The sequence below is a fragment of the Rothia similimucilaginosa genome, assembly GCF_029850985.2.
Lineage (GTDB): Bacteria > Actinomycetota > Actinomycetes > Actinomycetales > Micrococcaceae > Rothia.
Map to the genome: position 1 here is coordinate 647289 of NZ_CM138149.1, position 20665 is coordinate 667953.

Genomic DNA, 20665 nt, shown 5'->3' on the forward strand with positions numbered 1-20665 from the left:
CGCTTGGGTTTCTGGGTCTAGCGTCCTCGACCTAGAACCGGAGCCTGCACTGGGTACGGCTCCTACTGGCTACCTCTAGCGGTCTCTGATGGAACGGGGTGGAAGCAATGGCTTCCACCCCGTTTTTGTGTGCTTGGTTACAAATAATGATTTTGGCTTGCGTGACCGGTTCTGGGTCTGTATAGTTATATGAGTCGCCGCGGGGTGGAGCAGTTCGGTAGCTCGCCGGGCTCATAACCCGGAGGTCGCAGGTTCAAATCCTGTCCCCGCAACGGATAACTCCCGATAGCTTTTAGCTATCGGGAGTTTTTTTATTCACCAAAACCTGTGCTCTCGCCTGCCTATCTTCTTTTGCCGCCTGCCTGTCGCCTGTTGGGCGGCTCTCTTTATCTCATGCCTTCTGTAATCCGTGGAGGGGATCTTCTGAGCCTTGTCGAGGTTGACCTGCCCTTTATGAGGGCGCTTCGGAGAAGTTGGCGGGGACTTGCCTGCTGACCCTTCAGAGGTGCTTAACGTGGATCTTCGAGCCTCTCGAAACTTCCTTAGAGAACTGCTTTGAAAGCACCTTGGGCTGGTCCTCTGAATGTCTCCCGATGTGTCTTTCGAGGTGTTCCTCAGTGTCTCTATCGAGGCTTAGGCGGGTGTGCTCATAGGGTGGGGCAGAGCTGCTTTTGGGCAGTTATTGGCCAGCGGTTATGCCTTCTTGAGGTGTTGCTTTTGGGTCCCTCAAAAAGGGGCTCTGAAGGGGGTTCTGGGGTGGGGCTCAAGAACGTGATAAGGGGTCCAAAAGGATACCTGAGTGAGGGAGTGGTGAGGGGATATTTTTGCCTCAAAGTGCATTCTCAAAGTGGAATATGCGAAAGTTGCCTATATTCCTGGCTTGGAAATCACCCGTTTTATCCCGGAATTCCGGGGTTTTTGGCAAAAAATGGGCTTCGAGTGCAACAATTCACTATGAAAGTGATTGTAGTCACAGGTGAAACATTCGAGTTAATTATAGGGTTTTTGAAAATTGTTCAAGAAACATTCAAAAACCCCGGAAAATCAAGGAAAAACAGCCCATTCAACCTCTACTTGAGGGTGGCTTAAGTTCGGCTAGAAGTTGAAGAAAAACTCTAGTTAAGATCTAATTTTGTTCGATACCCAAAAATAGCCCCAAAAAACCGCTGGAAAAGGCTTTTTGACCTGGTAGCTTTGAGTACATGGTCACCGCGGTTCACCGCGCAGTTCTCCGGATTGGCCCCGCGCCCTCCATCACATCAGACACCCCCGCAACACGTACGGGCTGGTTGATGGAAGCGTTCCGGGTAGCGTCACATCCGCAGGCCGACCGCCCATAGGACGTCTCACCTATAGACCATCTATCACTCAACCACTTACGGGCCTTTGCGCCCCAGAAACATTAACAATGAGGACAACCCCATGGCACTTCGCCCCCGTACCGTTAAGGCTGGCTCCCTGGCAGCTATCGCCGTACCCTCCGTACTCGGTAGCACCCTGGTAGCACCCGCTTCCGCATTCGCACCCGTTGTTCAGGACATCCCCGGCGCAGCTACCGCAACCACCGCTCCCAAGCCCCTGTTCACCTCCACTGTGCAGCCCACCCTCTCGCAGGTTTCTGTGCAGATCCGCCAGCAGGCAGAACAGGCAAAGCAGACTCAACAGATTCCCGCAACGACCGCGGTTCAGCCCATCCAGCAAACCTACACTGCTCAGGCAACTCAGGCAGCACAGCAGGCGACCCCCTCGGCTACCTTCCAGTCTGCACAGGCTGTTCAGGCTACCCAGGCGGCTCAGCCTTCCGCTCAGCCCACCCTGGCACAGATTGCCCAGATCCCCGCAGCTACCCAGAATGCTGCAACCCCCACCGCTCAGCCCACCCTGGCACAGATTGCCCAGACCCCCGCAGCTACCCAGAATGCTACAACCCCCACCGCTCAGCCCGCGCAGAGCGCACAGGCTACTCAGGCAGCATCCGGTGTGGCGGCAACCCGCACCAACCAGACTTTCCTGTCATACACCTCCCCGGCTGGTACCACCTCGCAGTACCACGTCTACGCTGAGGGCGTGGACTTCTCCAAGCCCGTTGGCGTGGTCTTCTACTTCGACGGCGACTACTGGCGCAACGATCAGTCCAAGGTCTACGACCCCTCCGGCGAGCTGGCTCAGATGGCTGCATCCGCAGCGGCACAGAACATGCTGTTCGTGCCCGTCATCTCCCCGGACACCAACCGTTACGATGCTGGCGTGACCTGGTGGGAAGACATGGATCGTAACGGTGAGTTCTTCCGTGCCTTCGCATCCTCCTTCATCGCGGCTAACGGTGTGGACTCCTCCAACGTGTGGACCATGGGCTACTCTGGCGGCGCTGAGTTCATCACCTACGAACTGAACACCAAACCCCAGACCTGGCGTAACGGCGGCGGCTCCATCATGGTCGCCGGCGGTGGCCTGGACGAGGGCACCCCCTCGGATGCGCTGAAGTCCCAGCCCATGTACTGGTACGCCAATGCGAATGACGGTACCGGCGAGACCTACCCGCAGACTTGGAGCGCACGAGGCGCGGTTAAGGGCGGCTACAACGCCTACCGCAACGCCGGCTACACCAACGTTTCCGCGACCGTTTTGAACGGCTCGGGTCACTTCGACTACAACTTCTCGCAGATTCTGAGCAATTCGCTCACCAAGGGTACGGAAACCGCCGCCCCTAAGGTCGAGCAGAAGACCGAACAGAAGCAACAGAGCACTCAGCGCGCCCGCACCATGCGCTCCGCAACCTACCAGAGCTACACCTCCCCGGCAGGTACTACTTCCCAGTACCACGTGTACGCGAACAACCTAGACTACTCCAAGCCTGTTGGCGTGGTCTTCTACTTCGATGGTGACTACTGGCAGCGTAACGAGTCCAAGGTCTACACCCCCGACGAGGGCATGCTCGCGGCAATGGGCAAGATCGCTAACACCCGCAACATGGTCTTCGTGCCGGTCATCTCCCCGGACACCAATGCATCCGGCGACGGCATCACCTGGTGGGAAGACATGAACACCAACGGTGAGTTCTTCCGATCCTTCGCGAAGTCCTTCATCAGCCAGAACAACCTGGACGCTTCCCAGGTGTGGACCATGGGCTATTCTGGTGGCGCTGAGTTCATCACCTATGAGCTGACCGACCACAACACCGCATGGCGTAACGGTGGCGGCTCCATCATGGTCGCAGGTGGAGACTCGGACGGCTCCATCGACGCTGACGCAACCACCAAGGGTCTGCCCATGTACTGGTGGGTTGGCGCGAACGACACCTCCGGTAACACCAACCCCGTCACCTGGAGCGCACGAGGCGCAGTCGAGTCCGGCTACAACGCATACCTTGGCGCAGGCTTCTCCGACGCCCGTGTGAAGCTGATTGACGGCTTCAGCCACCACGACTACGATCTGCCGCACATCCTAGCGTCCTCCCTGGACTTCGCGGGTAAGACCCCCGCACTGGGCTACAGCGACCTGTCCGATTCGAACCCGAACTACAACGAGATTAGCTGGCACTCTGATCACCGCATCATGATCGGCTTCGCGGACGGTACCTTCCGCCCGAACGCATCGGTCAACCGTGCACAGCTGGCAACCTACCTGTACCGCGTGGCTGGTCGCCCCGCAGTGAACGTACCGGCTGTTTCGCCGTTCAGCGACGTCCCGGTCAACCACCCCGCATACAAGGAGATTTTCTGGCTGAGCCAGCAGGGCATCAGCGGTAGCGACTTCCGCCCCCTGGAGGCCGTCACCGAGTCCACCATGGCTGAGTTCATGTACCGTGCAGCTGGTTCCCCGGCACAGGACCAGGGCGGCTATGCCTCCCAGGCTCTGGCGTGGGCTGCCTCCAACGGTATCGGTACCGGTTCCACCTCTAATGCTGCGGTCACCCGTGACGCTATGGCAGGCTACCTGTACATCTACGCGAACTAAAGCTCGCACCCCTTAACGCATAAAGATCCGCCCCGTTCCTGATGAGTTCAGGAGCGGGGCGGATCTTTATAGGTTTAGCCTAAGAAGCTATGCGCTAGACCAGGCTTAGAGAGTCTGGGTGGGGGATTCCACAGCCAGGGGAGCCGGAGCTGCTGGAGCGTTCTTAGCCTTCAGAGTGGCCAGGCGAGCGTCCAGCTCGGTCTCGCGCTCCATCTGGTCCAGGGTGTTGAACTGTGCGTCCAGGGAGGAAGCTGCCAGTTCCTGCTGACCGATGACGCGTGCCTCTTCGCGGCGAACCTTCTCTTCGAAGCGGCTCATCTCGCTGGTCGGGTCCAGGACATCGAATGCCTTAAGAGCGTCGTTCACCTGAGCCTGAGCTGCTGCAGTCTTCTGACGTGCAGTAAGCTCATCACGCTTGTACTTGACCTCTTCAAGCTTGGAGCGCATCTTCTCCAGGCCGTCCTTGAGCTGGTTGACGACCTGAGTCTGGGAAGCCAGCTGGGGCTCAACAGCCTGTGCAGCCTTCTCAGCGAGCAACTGCTTGTTCAGAGCGATCTTAGCGAGGTTGTCGAACTTGTCAGCATTGGCAACGTCGCCAGCTGCGCGGAATTCATCAGCCTTGTTAGAAGCTGCCAGAGCCTTGGTGCCCCATTCCTGAGCAGCCTTGACGTCCTCTGCGTGATCCTTCTCGAGCAGACGCAGGTTGCCGATGGTCTGTGCTACTGCAGCCTCCGCCTCGCGGATGTTGTTGGTGTAGTCACGAACCATCTGGTCCAGCATCTTCTCCGGGTCCTCAGCTGCATCAATCAGAGAGTTGATGTTTGCCTTAGCGAGCTGTGCAATACGGCCGAAGATGGTCTGCTTAGCCATAATCTCCTACTTTCTGTTCACGGGCTGCGGGGGAGCACTACGCTCCTCGTGAGCCGTGCCCGTATAGCTAATTATGTGGCAGATTTCTGGGTGCATGCTGTGAACATGATACACGCCTGATTTCTGTTACCTAAACTTCTAGTAAATTACCTTAGGTGTTTTCCGGCTGGGGAAGAAACCGGTGAGGTAAGCTACGTACCCTCGCCAGTCAGGGTATAGAAAAATCTGCAGAAACCGACCGGCAGGATCGTTAGCATGGAGGCGGTTAGAAGCTACCGCCGTCGCCGCCGCCGCTGCCCCAATCGCCGCCTCCACTGAAGCCACCGCCCCAGCTTCCGCTGCTACTACCGTCACTGCTGTGGCCACCGTTGCTACCCCAGCTACTGGTGCCGGAGTTCATCGCGGTCATCAGAGCGCCCAGCAGCAGACCCTTCGCAAGGTCACCGCCGAAGCCACCGCCGCGGTCATGGTTGTTGTAGTAGTTGCCGACCTCGCTCTGAGCGCGGTTCTGTGCATCGGTTGCCTTCTGGATGGCCATATTGGCTTCCTTCATAGCGTTCAGCGGATCCGAAGAAGCCAAGCGCTGAGCCTGATCCAGGTGACGCTCCGCCTCAGAAACAGCAGTCAGAGTCATCGGGCCCACCGCAGCACGGCGGTTATTGATGTAGCTACGCGCACCGTTCACAGCAGCGTAGGCAGAACGCATTGTACGATCCAGGTTCTGCGATGCCGCACGAGAACGCTCGCGGGTAGCACGCATATTCGTCATTGCCTTATCCAGCTCAGCGGAGAGCTGATGTAACTGGTTCACCAGAGTTAGTGGGTCATTCGGGCGAGTCGAAGCGCTCTGGGTGACCTGGTTGAGTACCGCCTCCATACCGGCGGCGACCGCACCCAAATCATCGCGACGTCGAGAAGCCGCGAGGCTCTTCGCCTCAGCCACGTCACGCTGAATGCTCAGCAGGTCGGTGCTCAGACCCAGCTGAGCCTGCTCTAGCTCATGCGAACGGGTATTCACGGCCGCACCCAGCGCCTGAATCTGCGAGGCTGCTTCCTCGGCGGTGCGCAGATGAGCAACCGCCTCCGAACGAGCCGTAGCAACGGTTGCCTTAGCCTTCTCAACCTCCGCAGCGCACAGCACCATATTCGACTCCAACAGGGTAGGAGTCTTGGAAATGGGCTCCAGGGCGCTGGGCAGGTAACGTTCCTTCAGTGCGCGGTACTGAGCGGCAATCTCTTCCACCGAGGCACGCAGCTGCGGTAGGCGCTGAGCCAGAGCCTCAATAGCCGCAGGTGCCTCCTGCTCCAGGTTGCGCAACTGAGCCAGCTTAGCGTCCTGCTCCTGAGCAATGCGGGTGACTTCCTGAGAGTTATCAATAATCTCAGTCAACCAAGCACGCTGCTCAGCGTCAGTATCCGGTATGTTATCGGTTAGAAGCTGCTGACGCTGGAAGGACCTACTCATCAGATCCTCAGCACGCGCAATCTCCTGAGCGAACTCGGTGACCTGCTGATCGTTGTACTGGGCGCGCGCGAACTCAAGCTCCTGCTTCGCGTGGCTCATCGTCGTATCAGCCTGGAGCAGGGCGCTACCGGCACGAGTGTGCAGCTCCTCCAATGGAACCTCCGGAAGGGGGGAGTAGTTGCGAGGCGTGCCGTAGGAACGCTGAGGCTGCTGCTGCGCGTTATTCTTCTTGCGGCGGCGGTACATCGCGTAACCACCGGCACCCACGGTTGCCGCCGCGCCCACACCGAGCACGCCGGTCACCAGGCCAGAAGAGCTACCTCCCTTCTGAGCCTCGATACCCTCAACCGCAGCCAGTGCCGCACCCATATAGTCGCTATTCTGCAGCTTCGGCTTGATGTAGTTCTGATACACCTTCGTCTGCTGGTCGCTCGAAAGAGTCTTGGCGCTACCCGCCAAGAAATACGCCTGGCGAGACTCGGTAGCAATCACCAGCACCACATCGGCAGAACCCCAATTGTTCTTCGTAGCAAGCGCCTTCGTCCAGCTTGAAGAAGTAGACGGGTTCTCAAACTTATCGATAACCACCACGTGCAAATCCACGTTGTGCTTCTTCGACAGAGCCGAAATCTTAGACTTTAGGGTAGCGGTATCACCCAAAGAGTTCGTGGAATCGTATACGGTGGTGCCCGTAATCTGCATCGGGGCAACAGCCAACGCCGACGTGCTCAAAAATGCAGAACCAGCCGGCAGAACCACCGGGGCACAAGAAAGACCAGCCGCCAGCACGGTGGCACCCAAGATAGTGCGCAGGCGAGGGCGTGCGGGACGAATCTGACGCGCAAAGGCGTGCTCGGTCATGGTCTTTCCTCCGTTATCGTGAAGTACGAACGGACCTGCACTTCACGGCGTGCTTGTTCATCGCACACCTTAGTGCCGGTCACATTATTAGTGTAGCGGTGGCCTAGTCACACAGACGCACAGATACGAGAATATTGCGCAGCTATTTGCCACCCGTTTACCGACTTCCCAGGATTTATACAGGAAAGCCGGGGGCTAGCCTCACGCTAGATCCCGGCTCACCGGCTATTCAGTTAATTAGCGCCGCCGCGCAATCTCCAGATTACTTATCAGATGCTCCACTACCTCCGCGGCACTAACATCGTGGATACTCTGTACCACACCGTTCACCACCTGAACCCGCGAAGACAAGGTGTACATCCAGCCTAAGAACTGCACATAATTCAGCAACCTAGAACTGGAATCTGCCTGTTCCCGCATCTGCGACCACAAAAAGGGTGTAGTCGGCACGCTACGGCCCTTATACATCTGGGAGTTAGAACGGGCGTCCAGAAGCTCAGCGAGCGCCTCAATATTTTCAGTCAGCTCCTTCAAATCCTCATCAGCGGCAGAGGGACCAACGAAATGACGATCAACCAGGGGCCAAGACATGTAGCCACTACAGCTACTCACCCACGCCAGCTTTAAACGCAGATTCTGTAGGCGAAGCACCTGCTGCAGAAGCCGCGAATGGGTCCGCAACACAGACAGCGGCATGGAGGATAACTTCATCTCTTCCGAAAGCAGACCCTCGGGGGAACCCTCCCCGGAAAACGCCTGATACGGATCTGAGACGCCCAGTAGAAGCACCGTTCCCTCATAATGAACGAACGCCAGAACCTCGGGGACACTTGAGAGAGAACGGATGCGCTCGCCAATGGTTGGCAGATCCTCCCGATCGGGGGCGTACTGTTCGCGCCTGAACATCAACGTATGGATAGGCTGCTTGGCAAGGTGGGGCGAGTAATGAGCAAGTGCCCGCAAATCGGTTACAACCTCCGCCAGAACGCCTTCCTGCTCAACCTGCAGAAGCTCCTGGATAAGCTCAATGATAGAGCGCGCCTGCAGACTCAAAACTGCGGCGCAGAACTCCGCATCCTGAAGCTCAAGACGCACCTTTTCCAGGTGCTCTTCGAGCGTGGACTGTACGCCCTTGAGCTCAAACTCACTCAGCTGTTCTGGGTGGAGCATGCGGTGCGTACCGTCCTCGCTGGAACGGTAGAAAAGCTCGCTAAACTCCAACGTAGACTGAACGCCCTTCAACGCCCGCTCTCGCAAGTGGGGTAGAACGTCAAAGGCAACTTCCGTCATCTCATTCCAGACCTTGACCTCATCGAGATTCGAGTCCTTGCGAACAGTCTTCTTCCAGGTCTCGGCAAGTTGCATGGCGCGGTCAAAATCGCTCAGCTCCACAGAAGCCGCCAGCTTCTGCGCGCTCTCACGCAGATAACGCACCGCGTAGAGGCGGTCGTTCAAAGAGTCCGGGAGGGTATCCTCCAACAGACGCCAACTGAAGGTACGCTCAAAGCACTGTTCCGTCAGGCTAATGACGGCGGCGCTCAGGGAGAGCGCATGATCACGAGCAAAAGCGTAAGAACTCGGGGCATCCGCCAGACGAGGTAGGGACGTATAGAACTCTAACGCCCCGCTCAGCTTCAGCTGAGACATCCGGATGGTTTCTTCCAGCTCGGCGGCAAGCCCCGTACGGTCAGCCTGGGCAGTCTCTTTGAAACTGTGTAGCGGAGAAAACTGCGCACGCTCCAGCGTCTGCAGGTTCATGACCGCACGCATGAGGTAGTTCTCTAGAATATCGACCTGCTGCCAGCGCGGACGCTGATTCAGCGGAACATGATTCTCTTGCGCGCCCACCAGCAGATGCTCCGGTACACCGCTAATCGACGGCAGTGCAAAGACTTCATCCTCTGATGTACTGACAGAAAGCACCATGGGGTAGCGGCTGCGCTGCGCATCCTCTAGCGGGGGAATGAGCTTGTGATTGGTACTCAAAGAGAAACGATCGGAGGGCTTGCTCTCAGGCGCCTGCTGGGGAACCTCCTGCTGCGGGCGCTCTTCAGGCTGCGCCAGGGTGCTCAGGGGCGTGCTCTGTTGCACCTGGCTTTCTGCTGAATGGCTCTGCGCTGAAGAACCGGAGGCGCCACCTACCTGCATCGGCTCCAGAGGCGATGGCACCGCCACCGGCTGCTGAGCACTATGACCCGGCTGAGCCTGCTTCGGCTGGTAGCGCATCGGGTAGCTCACCGTGCCCTGAATCTGCTGAGACTGTGCCTGCTGCGGCGCAGGCTGTGAAGGCCCCTGCTGATCGGGTGCCTGCGGGTGCGGTACCTGCTGATTCATCGACTGGTTCTGTTGCTGTTGCAACACTTGCTGTCTAATCTCACACGCGCGACGGCGCGAGGGGCTCAACGACGCGAACAACGCTACCGCTGCGTAGATCAGAACAAAGATAAGCAACGCGTACAGACGTGTTGTACCGTCCGCAGAAGACGCCACCGCCGCAGATGTGACCGGCAGCGCGCCAACAAGAGCGAAAACAGCAGAAATAATCCTCATAACTTCACCATAACCCAGCTAAATCCTGGGTGCCCGCAACGCCGTCGCCTTACCGCATACTAAAAGGGAAGTAGCCCGGGTACCGGGTGCTTTCGCCCAGTGCCTCCTGCGCTCGCACCACGGTTAAAAGACGATGCGGCGTAAGCCCTCATGCAAGGGTTCACGCCGCATCGATCATCACTCAACTCACTATCGTACCCGGGCAGGTCCTCACACCGCCCCTTCGGGACATACTGGGGATTCTCGTCCCTTCCGGTGCAGGGCTCTTATCTCCCGCCCCGGAAACTATCAAATTCTATGCGCTACCTACCGGTGGTCAACACCTGTGTAGCCAGTGGCTGCGTCAACTCGGCAGTTTTTTCCGCACGATGACGGCGGTGCACCGTTCCCGAGCAACAGGCCACAATACCCGCACCGATACCGATGGAGCTTGCCAAGATCGCACAAAAAATCAGGGTTCCGATCATCATGGGTTTCCTCCTTTGTCCTCGTCTCTATGCACCTGAAACATTACGGAGCAACCCTGTGACCAAGCTGTGTACCAAGAAGCATCAGGCTGTGTAAACCGTGAAGAAAAATTGGGCGCTTTAAAAGACAAACCTGAGAGTGAGTAGCGGACAAAACCCCAAAATAAACTAGCCGCCGAATGAATCGCCGGGTAGCTCAGACCAGCTAATCTGCCCCAAATGAAAGGGGCGAGAAAAATTCCCAGCGAACTCCCCGATTACTAACAGCAAAAAGATACAGAATGCTATAAAACACCCTCTACAGTAGAAACATAGCGTGCGCTCAGGGTGAGGTACACGCTCAACTCTAGGAGAACTCATGACTCAAAACAACGGATGGTTTTACGGGGGCAATGACGGCGTCACGGATGCAACCCGTCCCATGCAGAACGTGAACGGACAGGCAAGCTACCAGCAAGGCCAGAACGCATACCCGCAGGCATACGCCTCTCCCGGATACACCTACCCCCAAGCCGCCGCTCAGGTTAGCGCGGCACAGGCTGCACCCCAGAATACCTATAACAACAAGCGTTACGGTGCCGGCGTTGTGCTCACTGCAGCCCTACTCGCAGCCCTCGTCGGTGGTGGTGTCGGTGCGGGCGTCGGAGGCGGTATCGCTGCCTCGAACAACAGCTCCTCCAGCACCTCCTCCCGCGGCTCCGTTAGCTCCAATATCAGTAACTCCTCCACCGTGGCAGGCGTAGCAGAAACCGCGAAGAAGGTCCTGCCCTCCACCGTGACCATCATGGCGTCAAATGGCTCCGCCTCCGGCGGAGGTAGTGGTGTTGTCCTCGATAAGGCCGGCCACATCCTCACCAACCATCACGTGGTCACCCTCGAATCTTCCAGAGAAGCATACATCATTGAGGTTCGCCTAAGCGATGGCACCGTGCGCACCGCAACAGTGGTGGGCCTGGACTCTGCAGCTGACCTGGCGGTTTTGAAGATTAACCCTTCCGGCCTGGATCTGCAGCCCATCACCTGGGGCGACTCCTCCAAGCTGGTCTCCGGCGAGGCTGTGGTTGCCCTCGGTGCACCGTATCGTCGTAGCGAATCGGTGACTGCCGGCGTAGTCTCAAATGCAAACCGCGTGCAGCCTGCTGACTCGAAGGGCCAGAACTACATCCCCATGATTCAGGTTGATGTGCCCATCAACCACGGTAACTCCGGCGGCCCGCTGGTGAACCTCAAGGGCGAACTGATCGGTATTAACGCGCAGGGCCAGGCAAGTCAGGACGGTGGCACCGCTGATGGTATGGCGTTCTCCATTACCTCCAACTACGCCAAGCGCATCTCCTCCGAGATTATTGCCAAGGGTAAAGCAACTCACGGCTACCTGGGCGCAAGCGTAAAGAACACCCCCGCGGACACCGGTTCGGGCTCATCCAAGCTCATCCCCGGTGGTGTTGAAATTGTCTCGGTAGAATCCAACAGTCCCGCCGCCAAGGCAGGTCTGCGATCCGGCGACGTCGTGATTGAAGCCGACGGCCATGCTGTCACCAAGAGCGAAGAGCTCAACGGTACCGTACGTGCCGCAGCGGCAGGCTCCGACCTGAAGCTGAAGATCAAGCGCGGCTCCTCCACCCAGGACATCACCGTGACTCTGGGCAACGCCGACAGTCAGAAGTAACCCCTCGCGTCTGAACTAACAATACGGCGTAGCTGAGAAACACCCGCTCAGCTGGGACTGCTTAGTTAGCCTAAACAACGTGCATAATAAAGATGCTCCCACCCCATATATGGGGTGGGAGCATCTTTATTAGTAAGGCAGAACTATAGTGATACTGCAGAGCGGGCGGGCTAAGCGTCCTTGAGGACCTCTCCCACACGCCTCCTCAAAGCTGGGATAACCTCCTGCTCGAACCATGGGTTCTTTGCCTGCCACCTAAAATTCAGCGGCGAAGGATGCACCAGAGGCAGGAACTTCGGAAGATAAGACTCCCACGCACGAACCGTCTCTGTCAGGTTCTTCTGTGCCTTCGGGGCGTGCACACCATCCAGGTAATACTTCTGGGAATATGCGCCCACTAGTAGAATCAGCTGAATATTCGGCATGAGCTCCAGTAAGTGCGGATGCCACTTGGAGGCGAAATCCTTACGCGGCGGGTTATCACCGTGTGTGCCCTTGCCGGGGTAGTAAAAATCCATCGGTAGTAGCGAAATCAGCTCAGGATTATAGAACTGCTCGTCCGTTACGCCCATCCACTCGCGCAGCTTCACGCCGCTCTGGTCATTCCATGGAATACGGCTCTCCTGCGCGGCACGTCCAGGTGCCTGGCCAATCACCACAATACGAGCATGAGGGGAGGCTGAAAAGACCGGCGCCCAGCCCCGTCCCGTAAACTCCCTATTCTGCCGATCCAAACGAATCTGCTCAGCCAGGGGAGGGTCCGTCTCCAGAATCTGCTGAACCAGATGCTCCGGCAGATTATGGTGTGTTGCAGTCATGCTAGATGGCGCCTCCCTCAAAACCGTTCTGACGCCACGCCTCAAACACAGCAATGGACGCAGAATTAGCCAGGTTCAGCGAACGACGGCCCGGCTTCATCGGAATCTTCACACGCTCGCTCACATGCGGGTCCTGCTGAACCTCAGCAGGGAGCCCCACCGACTCCGGACCAAACATGAACACATCATCTGGACGGTACTCAATATCCGCATATGAAGTCGAAGCAGTGGTCGTGAACGCAAAAACACGCTCCGGAGCCAGAGCCTCCCACGCATCCTCAAGGGTCTCATGCACCGTCACCACCGCCAGGTCGTGATAGTCCAGACCCGCGCGGCGCAGATGCGCATCATCAAAGTTAAAGCCCAGCGGCTTCACCAGGTGTAGCTCAGCGCCAGTAATCGCCGCCAAACGGATAGCGTTGCCGGTATTGCCGGGAATCTCAGGGGTATAGAAAAGAATCTTGAACACGTTCCTAAGTGTACCGCGCAGCCCACGACCATCATTGAGCGTCCCGGGAGAGTAGCGCTCGCCGACCCTGCCGAGATGAACATGTCTAGAAGAGTGCGGATAGAGCGCGATAAAATAAGCAAGGCGAAAAACCGCCGACAACCCAGCAGGAGGAAGCATGAGCGCAGAAACCAACCCTCAGAACGGCCGGGTCTACCTCGACCATGCCGCCACCACCGACGTACTGCCTGCCGCCATCGACGCCATGGTCGAACAGATGCGCAACGGCGGCAACCCCTCCTCCCTACACGCCGTAGGACGCGACGCCCGCGCCACCGTCGAATACGCCCGCGAACGCATCGCCCGCGCCATCGGAGCCGACCCCGCCGAGGTTATTTTCACCTCAGGCGGCACCGAAGCGGACAACCTAGCCGTCAAGGGCATCTACTGGAAGCGCCGCGAAGAAGACCCGCAGCGCACCCGAATTCTCGTCTCCTCCATCGAACACCACGCCGTGGAAGAAACCTGCGAATGGCTCGAAAAGGCAGAAGGCGCGCAGCTTGAATGGATCCCCGTAGACGAGCACGGTAGCGTCAACCCGCAGACCGTCCGCGAGCTCATCGAAAAGAACCCCGAAGACGTCGCACTCGTGACCGTCATGTGGGCGAACAATGAGGTCGGTACCGTAGAGCCCATCCCCGAGATCGCCGCTATCGCTGCCGAATACGGTATCCCCGTGCACTCGGACGCGGTACAGGCATTCGGCGCAATCCCCATTGACTTCCACGCCAGCAAGGTGGCGACCCTCGCAATCTCAGGCCATAAAATCGGTGGCCCCATGGGCATCGGCGCGCTCGTTGCAACCCGCGCCGTACAGATGACCCCCGTCCTACACGGAGGCGGCCAGGAACGCTCCGTGCGCTCCGGCACCATCGACGCACCCGCGATAGCAGGTTTTGCAGAGGCCGCCGTACACTCGGTTCAGTACCTTGACAAAGAATCTGCCCGTATCGCCGCGCTACGCAACGAACTCATTGCGGCAATTAGCGCGCTCATCCCGCAGGCGCACCTGAGCGGAGAAAATCCGCTCACTGAAGAGTACCCCGGCCAGAAGCGACTGCCCGGTAACGCCCACTTCACCTTCGAAAACGCAGAAGGTGACACCCTGCTCTTCCTGCTGGACATGCAGGGCATCAGCAGCTCCACCGGCTCCGCCTGCAACGCCGGGGTGACCCGCCCCTCCCATGTGCTCATGGCAATGGGAATGGGCGAAGACACCGCCCGCAGCGCCCAGCGCTTCACCCTCGGTCATTCCACCACCGGAGCCGATATTGCGCGCCTCATCGCGGCACTACCCGCCGCCTACGAACAGGCGGCAAAGGCCGGGCTTTCCTCGCAGCTGCCGGACGCCTCCCGCTGGCACTAGAAAACCAGGAGAGAAGAGACCCAACTGCCCTCAGCCTGGAATCTCAGCGTTCGCTGAGGGCTGGCTGAGGGTGCACTGCCCAATATTCCGCCGAGCCCCTGCGTACAATGGGTAGCTACAGTACCGGAAAGTCCGCCCACACAAATACGGCGTACCTTTCTAAAGGCTCAACACAACAGAAGGATAGGCAGTGAAAATTCTTGCAGCTATGAGTGGCGGCGTTGACTCCGCAGTCGCCGCAGCTCGCGCCGTAGAAGCAGGACACGAAGTAGTCGGCGTTCACCTAGCCCTATCCCGCATGCCCGGCACCCTGCGCACCGGCTCCCGCGGCTGCTGCACTCTCGAAGACTCCATGGACGCCCGCCGCGTCTGCTCCCAGCTGGGCATCCCCTTCTTCGTCTGGGACTTCTCCGAACGCTTCAAGGAAGATGTCGTCGACGACTTCATCTCCGAATACGAAGCCGGACGAACCCCCAACCCCTGCATGCGTTGCAACGAAAAGATTAAGTTTGCCGCGCTACTCGAACGGGCCCTCGCACTCGGCTTCGACGCCGTGGTGACCGGACACTACGCCCGCGTCATCACCACCGAAGACGGCAACCGCGAACTTCACCGCGCCGCCGACTGGGCAAAAGACCAGTCCTACGTACTTGGTGTGCTCACCCACGAACAGCTTAAGCACGCCTGGTTCCCCCTTGCAGACACCCCCTCCAAGACACAGGTACGTGCGGAGGCGGCAGAGCGCGGCTTCTCCGTGGCGAAGAAGCCGGACTCCTACGACATCTGCTTTATCCCCGAAGGTGATACTCGCGCCTGGCTGGGCGACCACATCAAGATGCGCCCCGGCCTCATTAAGGACACCCACGGCGAGGTGCTCGGCGAGCACCCCGGCGCGCAGGCATACACCGTAGGTCAGCGCAAGGGCCTGGCACTGGGCCGCCCCGCCGCCGACGGCAAGCCCCGCTTCGTTCTGGAGGTGCGCCCCAAGGAAAACGAAGTTATCGTCGGCTCCCGTGAGTTGCTTGCCGTGCACGAAATCCGTGGTATCCGCGCCACCTGGGCGGGCGTACCCGTAGAGCAGGCGGCACGCTTCCTGGAACAGCCCCCGCAGGCTGGTACTCGCAGCGAAGAGTTCGAAGTGACCGCACAGGTGCGCGCGCACGCCGACCCGGTCCGCGCCAAGGCATACATGACCTGGGCATCCGACCCCGAAGCTGAAGAAGAAGATGTGTTGCGCCTGGAAACCGTAGTGCGCCTACTGGATCCGCTCTCCGGTGTGGCACCGGGACAGACCATGGTTCTCTACCAGGGCACCCGCGTACTGGGTCAGTCCACCATCGCCCGCGCTTACTCGCTGGACCGCGAAGACATTCAGGAAACCCTGTCTAGTGGCGCCTCTACCAACGCCAACTAGCCGCACAGAATAGCTGCACACCCCGCTATCCCCAGCTGTTGCCGCAATAACCTGCTTGAACACAACGCACAGAAGACCACAACCGAACTGAGGAGAGACCGATGACTGCCGAACACACTTCCTGCGAATTTGACCCCCACGCCACCTCCATGGGCGATGAAGTCGCGCCGGAGGTTTACGAGGAGCTCTTCGCCATGCGCCGCTCCATCGACAACTTCGATGCAGCGTTGGTGCACATCCTTGCGGAGCGTTTTCAGGCAACCAAGCGCGTGGGCGTCCTGAAGGCTGAGCACAACCTGCCCGCCGGTGACCCCGGCCGTGAAGAGGCACAGATTGCTCGCCTGCGTGCCATGGCGAAGGAATCCAGCCTGGACCCGGAATTCGCGGAGAAGTTCCTGAACTTCATCATCTCTGAGGTGATTCGCCACCACGTGCGCATCGCGAACGAGCATGCTGACCATGACAAAGAGACTGAAAAGTCTCAAAGCTAAGAGCCTGGAAGGCTATGACTTTCTGAAAGCTCAGCCTCTTCGAAAAGCCCTGCTCTCATCCGTGCTGAGCATCCAGCGGCAGAGCTTTGACCTGCCCGCACTTTTCCCTAACCGGTCTTAACCTCACCTGTTTATGCCCCCTCAATCTTCCTCCCGCCAGAATGCCCGTACCGAGCCGGTGCCAGAGCGCCTGCTACTGCCCGGTGAGTACCGTGCCCCCGAAGGAGACGAACTGACCGAGCAAGATCTTGCCGCACTCGCTACTGAGCGTCCGCTGGTGCGTGCTAGCGGTCGGGGCGATTTTCCCGGCAATGATTTGGCTGAGGCGATGTCCCGTGTAGAAGGCGAGCTGGGTTCCCCGCACTTGCCGTTCCTGCCGCATCTGCCGGCGCTGGGCTGGCGGACTACCCCGCTGGCACGCACCCTGGCGGTGTGCGAGGGACTTGCCTTTGACGGTGCCTCGTTTGGCTGGCGCATGGTGCATAGCGGCGGCAGAGGAGCGCGCGAGTCTGCCCTAGCGCAGGACCGTCTGCTCTCCGATATCAACCTTCTAGCTGACCGTGTGGGTGTGCAGAAGAAGAGGTTCACCTCCGGTGTTGAGGATTCCGCTGCGGTGTATAAGATTCAGCTGGTTGGTCCGCTGACCCTTGCAGCCAGCATCTACCTACCCGGCGGCGAGCGTGCCATCAGTGATGCAGGGGCGAGCCGTGACCTACTGGAATCGTTCCTGGAAGGACTGAAACGCTGGTCGGACTCTCTACGTGAGGCTCTGCAGGCTCCCCAAGCGCTGATTGCCGTGCAACTGGAGGAATCGGAGTTTCAGCGTCTGATGGAGGGCTCCATTCCTACCGTCAGTGGTTTCCGCTCCCTGCCGGTGTTGCAGCCTCATTACTATCAGCAGGTGTACCGTCGGGTGGCGGATCGTTTTGCTGAACTCAATCTGCAGCTCATCCTGGACGTGGATGGCACTGTGCTCAAACCGGTGCAGGAGCTGAAGCTTCTCACCCGGCCCCGTCCCGCCCTTGACACTTTGGCGCTGTTGAAAGCTATGCAGGTTGAGGGTGCTGCTCCTGGTGCTTTGCTGTTGCATCCTGACCGTGCCCGTTTGAAGGGGCCGGGCATGCTGCAGGTTCCGCCGCTAAGTGACCCTCGTTCCTGGGAACCTGTGGCGCAGCTTTTGGAGGCTCAGGCTCAGCTATGGCTGCCGGTGGTGACTTCTGTACGGGTTCCTGATCAGGTGCGCCGTCTGTACAGCCTGTGGCGTGAGGTTGGCCTTGAGCCGAAGCAGTTGAGTGCAGTGGGTTTAATGGCTGATGAGCGTCCGCAAACGGGTTCAGTGCCTTCTGCCTCCACTCCGGGTACGGTGAGTGTGCTGGACGCCACGGCTTCGCTGGCTCGGGTGGCAGAGTGTGCCCGTGCATTGTCTGAGTGCACGGTATGATTGGAGAATCAGATTTTTTATGTAAGCATTTACGATATTTCTTTAGAGAGGTACTGTGAGCGCAAGCGACACACACACCATTTTGGTGGTTGATGATGATGATGCTCTGGCGGAAATGATTGGCCTCGTGCTCGCACAAGAGGGCTTTAACGCTGTTTTCTGCGAAAATGGCGGCCGCGCTTTTGAAACTTTTATGCGCTCCACTCCTGATTTGGTGCTTTTGGATTTGATGCTTCCTGGCATGAATGGTATCGAAGTTTGTCAGCAAATTCGCCGCTCTTCTAATGTGCCGATTATTATGTTGACTGCTAAAAGCGACACAGAAGATGTTGTGAAAGGTCTTGAGGCTGGCGCTGATGATTACATTGCTAAGCCTTTTAAGCATGCTGAGCTTTTGGCGCGTATTCGTACTCGTCTGCGTCCGCGTGAGAGCCGCCAGCTGGTCGTGTCCATTGGAGATATTGCCATGGATATGGACGGTCGCACCGTCAAGTACCACAGCGCCGAGGTTCCCATGACTCCTCTGGAGTTTGACCTGTTGGCTGCGCTGGTGCGTCACCCCGGCCAGGCGTTGAGCCGCCAGGAGCTGTTGGAAATGGTTTGGGGCTACACTGATGTGAGCGATTCTCTGGTAAACGTGCATGTCCAGCGTCTGCGCGCTAAGTTCGATGAGTTGGGTGCGGCGCGTTTTATTCAGACTGTTCGCGGTGTTGGGTACAAGATTCCGGCCGAGCTAGTAGGATCTTCCGGCAGCTAAGCGGAAGCTATTCATAGGCGAAGAGATAACCTGATTGTCTGTTGCGAAGTCGAGCCATGAGCACCGCGCTTTGACGGCGGAGGCGGTCGCCTCCGCCTCTTCGCGTACCCGCTCATCTAAGCCGCGTAAGGTGCAGAAGCAGGGCAAGAGGCTACCTCAGCGCGTTCAGCGTCTGTGGAAAGAATCCCTGCAGTTCCGTGCTCTTGGCACTGCGGGCATCATGATGTTCCTGAGCTTCTTGATGGTGGGTTGGTCCTTGTCGAACCAGATTGCGACGAGTCTTTTTGAGAATCAGAAGACTCAGGCGCTGGAAGAATCGACAAGCGGTTTCCGCAACGTTCAGAGTGTGCTGGACTCCTCTGAAGCTCGTAGTGATAGCGAAATTCGCCGTAACGTGAGCCGTACCCTGACCATTCTTGACGCGGGCGGTTCGGGTAAGCGCAATTGGATTCTTGTGTCTTTGGAAGGTCAAGGTAAACAGGGTTTTATTCCTGAGCAGAGTAGTAATAATTCTTTGAATTCTTCGAGCATTCCGAATGATTTTAAAGAAACTGTTCGTGATAAGAACGGTGTTTTTTGGCAGACGTCTACGGTGACTACTATTGAAAATAACCGTGAGCGTACCTATCCAGTGCTTATTGTTGGTACCCATATTTCTATTGCCCAGAACCCTAATTACGGTTTGTTCCTTGTGTACGACATGACAGATTCTTCCGCCACGATTGCGCATAATAACTTTGTTCTTTTTGGTGGTTTCTGTGCACTGCTTGCTGTGGTGCTTTCTGTAGTGTGGATTGTGACTCGTTTGGTGGTCCACCCGATTACTCAGACCGCTATTACCGCTGAAAAGCTGGCTGCCGGTAACCTGGATCAGCGTGTATCTGTGCATGGTGAGCATCAGGCGGCGCGTCTGGGTTATTCCTTCAACCTGATGGCTGACTCGCTGCAGGAGAAGATTGTTCAGCTGGAGCGCCTGTCGACTCTGCAGCAGCGATTCGTTTCTGACGTTTCGCACGAACTGTGTACCCCGCTGGCAACGGTGCGTTTGGGCACCGAGCTTTTGTACGACTCGCGTGAGGATATGGAGCGGCCGCTGAGCCGCACTGTGGAGCTTCTGCGCGATCAGGTGGATCGTTTCCAGTCGATGCTTACTGACCTGCTGGAAATTTCTCGCTTCGATGCCGGTAACGCAATGCTGACCATCGATACTGAAGACTTCATATGGGTGCTGTCAAATATTCTGCAGGAGGCTCTGCCGCACCTGGAGCGTACAAATACGAAGCTGAACGTGCATACGAGCTATGAGAGCATCATGGTGGATATGGACCGTGTGCGTATTGAGCGTGTGCTCCGTAACCTGCTGTATAACGCGATTGAGCACGGCGAATCCCGACCGATTGATGTGTATGTGGGCGCGAACGCCACGAACCTGGGCGTTGCGGTGCGTGACCACGGTATCGGTCTGTCTGAGGATGAAGCCGTTCAGGTGTTCAACCGTTTCTGGCGTGCTGATACTTCGCGTAAGCGCACCCTGGGCGGTACAGGTCTGGGCTTGTCGATTGCTGCCGAGGATGTGCGTCTGCACGGCGGCACGATTGAGGCATGGGGCGAGAAGGGCCGCGGCGCCTGCTTCACGATGAACCTGCCGTTGGTGCACGGTGCACCTTTGGGCGAGTCGCCGGTTCTTGTAACTGGTGAGCCTGAAGCAAGCGCACATCGTGCGGCGACTGCGAAGGATACGCTGCCGGCTATTTCTCCTCGTGTGAATGTGGAGGACGACGCTTAGCGACTCACACCGACAGGCATTATGGACAGTATTAGCGGCAGAGTTTGAAACTGGTGGGAAGCTCCACGAACGAGTGTGGGTTTTCCTGCCGGGTATAAGGGTTTTCGACTCTGTCCAGGTTAGGGTGCTGATGCTAACTAATGAGCATTTGCGCTTATCCTTGCGTATTTGCACCGGCAAACCAGTACAATCAAGGCAGATATATTTTCACTCCGTTGCGATGGCCCACAACGTTAGATGGAGTG

At 57.9% G+C, this 20665-nt stretch carries 15 protein-coding genes and 1 tRNA gene; 10 read left to right on the plus strand and 6 right to left on the minus strand.

The features are described 5' to 3' along the window. The first annotated feature begins 198 nt into the window (after positions 1-198). The 3 genes from QFX07_RS02770 to QFX07_RS02780 all read left to right on the plus strand — a co-directional run bounded on the left by QFX07_RS02770 (position 199) and on the right by QFX07_RS02780 (position 3957). A tRNA-Met gene (locus QFX07_RS02770) sits at positions 199-272 on the plus strand. 484 nt (positions 273-756) lie between these two features. Beyond that, positions 757-1089, plus strand: a complete 333-nt coding sequence (locus QFX07_RS02775; protein ID WP_279742125.1) for a hypothetical protein — start codon at positions 757-759, stop codon at positions 1087-1089. A gap of 333 nt (positions 1090-1422) precedes the next feature. Further along, positions 1423-3957, plus strand: coding sequence for an S-layer homology domain-containing protein (locus QFX07_RS02780; RefSeq protein WP_279755082.1), 2535 nt, complete (start codon positions 1423-1425; stop codon positions 3955-3957). 105 nt (positions 3958-4062) lie between these two features. On the opposite strand, the gene QFX07_RS02785 is transcribed toward QFX07_RS02780, so the two are convergent. From QFX07_RS02785 to QFX07_RS02800, 4 genes are all read right to left on the minus strand, one after another. Further along, the gene (locus QFX07_RS02785; protein WP_279755083.1) at positions 4063-4827 is read right to left on the minus strand and encodes a PspA/IM30 family protein; all 765 of its coding nucleotides are present in this window, start codon (positions 4825-4827) and stop codon (positions 4063-4065) included. Positions 4828-5092: 265 nt separating this feature from the next. After that, positions 5093-7153: a TPM domain-containing protein gene (locus tag QFX07_RS02790; protein WP_279755084.1), complete on the minus strand. Its 2061-nt coding sequence runs from the start codon at positions 7151-7153 to the stop codon at positions 5093-5095. Positions 7154-7390: 237 nt separating this feature from the next. After that, the gene (locus QFX07_RS02795; protein WP_279755085.1) at positions 7391-9703 is read right to left on the minus strand and encodes a non-ribosomal peptide synthetase subunit; all 2313 of its coding nucleotides are present in this window, start codon (positions 9701-9703) and stop codon (positions 7391-7393) included. 302 nt (positions 9704-10005) lie between these two features. Next, entirely contained in the window at positions 10006-10173 is a 168-nt protein-coding gene (locus QFX07_RS02800) for a hypothetical protein (protein WP_279742120.1), read from the minus strand. Between the two features lie 355 nt (positions 10174-10528). Here QFX07_RS02800 and QFX07_RS02805 point away from each other — a divergent pair, with 355 nt between their 5' ends. Further along, complete coding sequence (locus QFX07_RS02805) at positions 10529-11839, plus strand: S1C family serine protease (protein ID WP_279742119.1); 1311 nt, start codon at positions 10529-10531, stop codon at positions 11837-11839. 170 nt (positions 11840-12009) lie between these two features. On the opposite strand, the gene QFX07_RS02810 is transcribed toward QFX07_RS02805, so the two are convergent. Continuing rightward, positions 12010-12657: a uracil-DNA glycosylase family protein gene (locus QFX07_RS02810; protein ID WP_279742118.1), complete on the minus strand. Its 648-nt coding sequence runs from the start codon at positions 12655-12657 to the stop codon at positions 12010-12012. A 1-nt stretch (position 12658) separates the two neighbouring features. Further along, positions 12659-13126 carry a tRNA (cytidine(34)-2'-O)-methyltransferase gene (locus tag QFX07_RS02815; RefSeq protein WP_279742117.1) on the minus strand — a complete coding sequence of 156 codons (468 nt, stop codon included), beginning with the start codon at positions 13124-13126 and terminating at the stop codon, positions 12659-12661. Between the two features lie 157 nt (positions 13127-13283). On the opposite strand from QFX07_RS02815, the gene QFX07_RS02820 reads away from it, so the two are divergent. From QFX07_RS02820 to mtrB, 6 genes are all read left to right on the plus strand, one after another. After that, positions 13284-14531 (plus strand): cysteine desulfurase family protein, encoded by a 1248-nt coding sequence (locus QFX07_RS02820; RefSeq protein WP_279755086.1) that lies wholly within the window; start codon positions 13284-13286, stop codon positions 14529-14531. Between the two features lie 190 nt (positions 14532-14721). Then, positions 14722-15945 carry a tRNA 2-thiouridine(34) synthase MnmA gene (mnmA, locus tag QFX07_RS02825; protein WP_279742115.1) on the plus strand — a complete coding sequence of 408 codons (1224 nt, stop codon included), beginning with the start codon at positions 14722-14724 and terminating at the stop codon, positions 15943-15945. Positions 15946-16046: 101 nt separating this feature from the next. Continuing rightward, entirely contained in the window at positions 16047-16436 is a 390-nt protein-coding gene (locus tag QFX07_RS02830) for a chorismate mutase (protein WP_279742114.1), read from the plus strand. A 133-nt stretch (positions 16437-16569) separates the two neighbouring features. Further along, positions 16570-17877, plus strand: a complete 1308-nt coding sequence (locus QFX07_RS02835) for a uroporphyrinogen decarboxylase/cobalamine-independent methonine synthase family protein (RefSeq protein WP_279742113.1) — start codon at positions 16570-16572, stop codon at positions 17875-17877. Positions 17878-17932: 55 nt separating this feature from the next. Then, complete coding sequence (gene mtrA / locus QFX07_RS02840; protein WP_279755087.1) at positions 17933-18634, plus strand: MtrAB system response regulator MtrA; 702 nt, start codon at positions 17933-17935, stop codon at positions 18632-18634. 34 nt (positions 18635-18668) lie between these two features. After that, positions 18669-20420 (plus strand): MtrAB system histidine kinase MtrB, encoded by a 1752-nt coding sequence (mtrB, locus tag QFX07_RS02845; protein ID WP_279755088.1) that lies wholly within the window; start codon positions 18669-18671, stop codon positions 20418-20420. Positions 20421-20665: the final 245 nt, after the last annotated feature.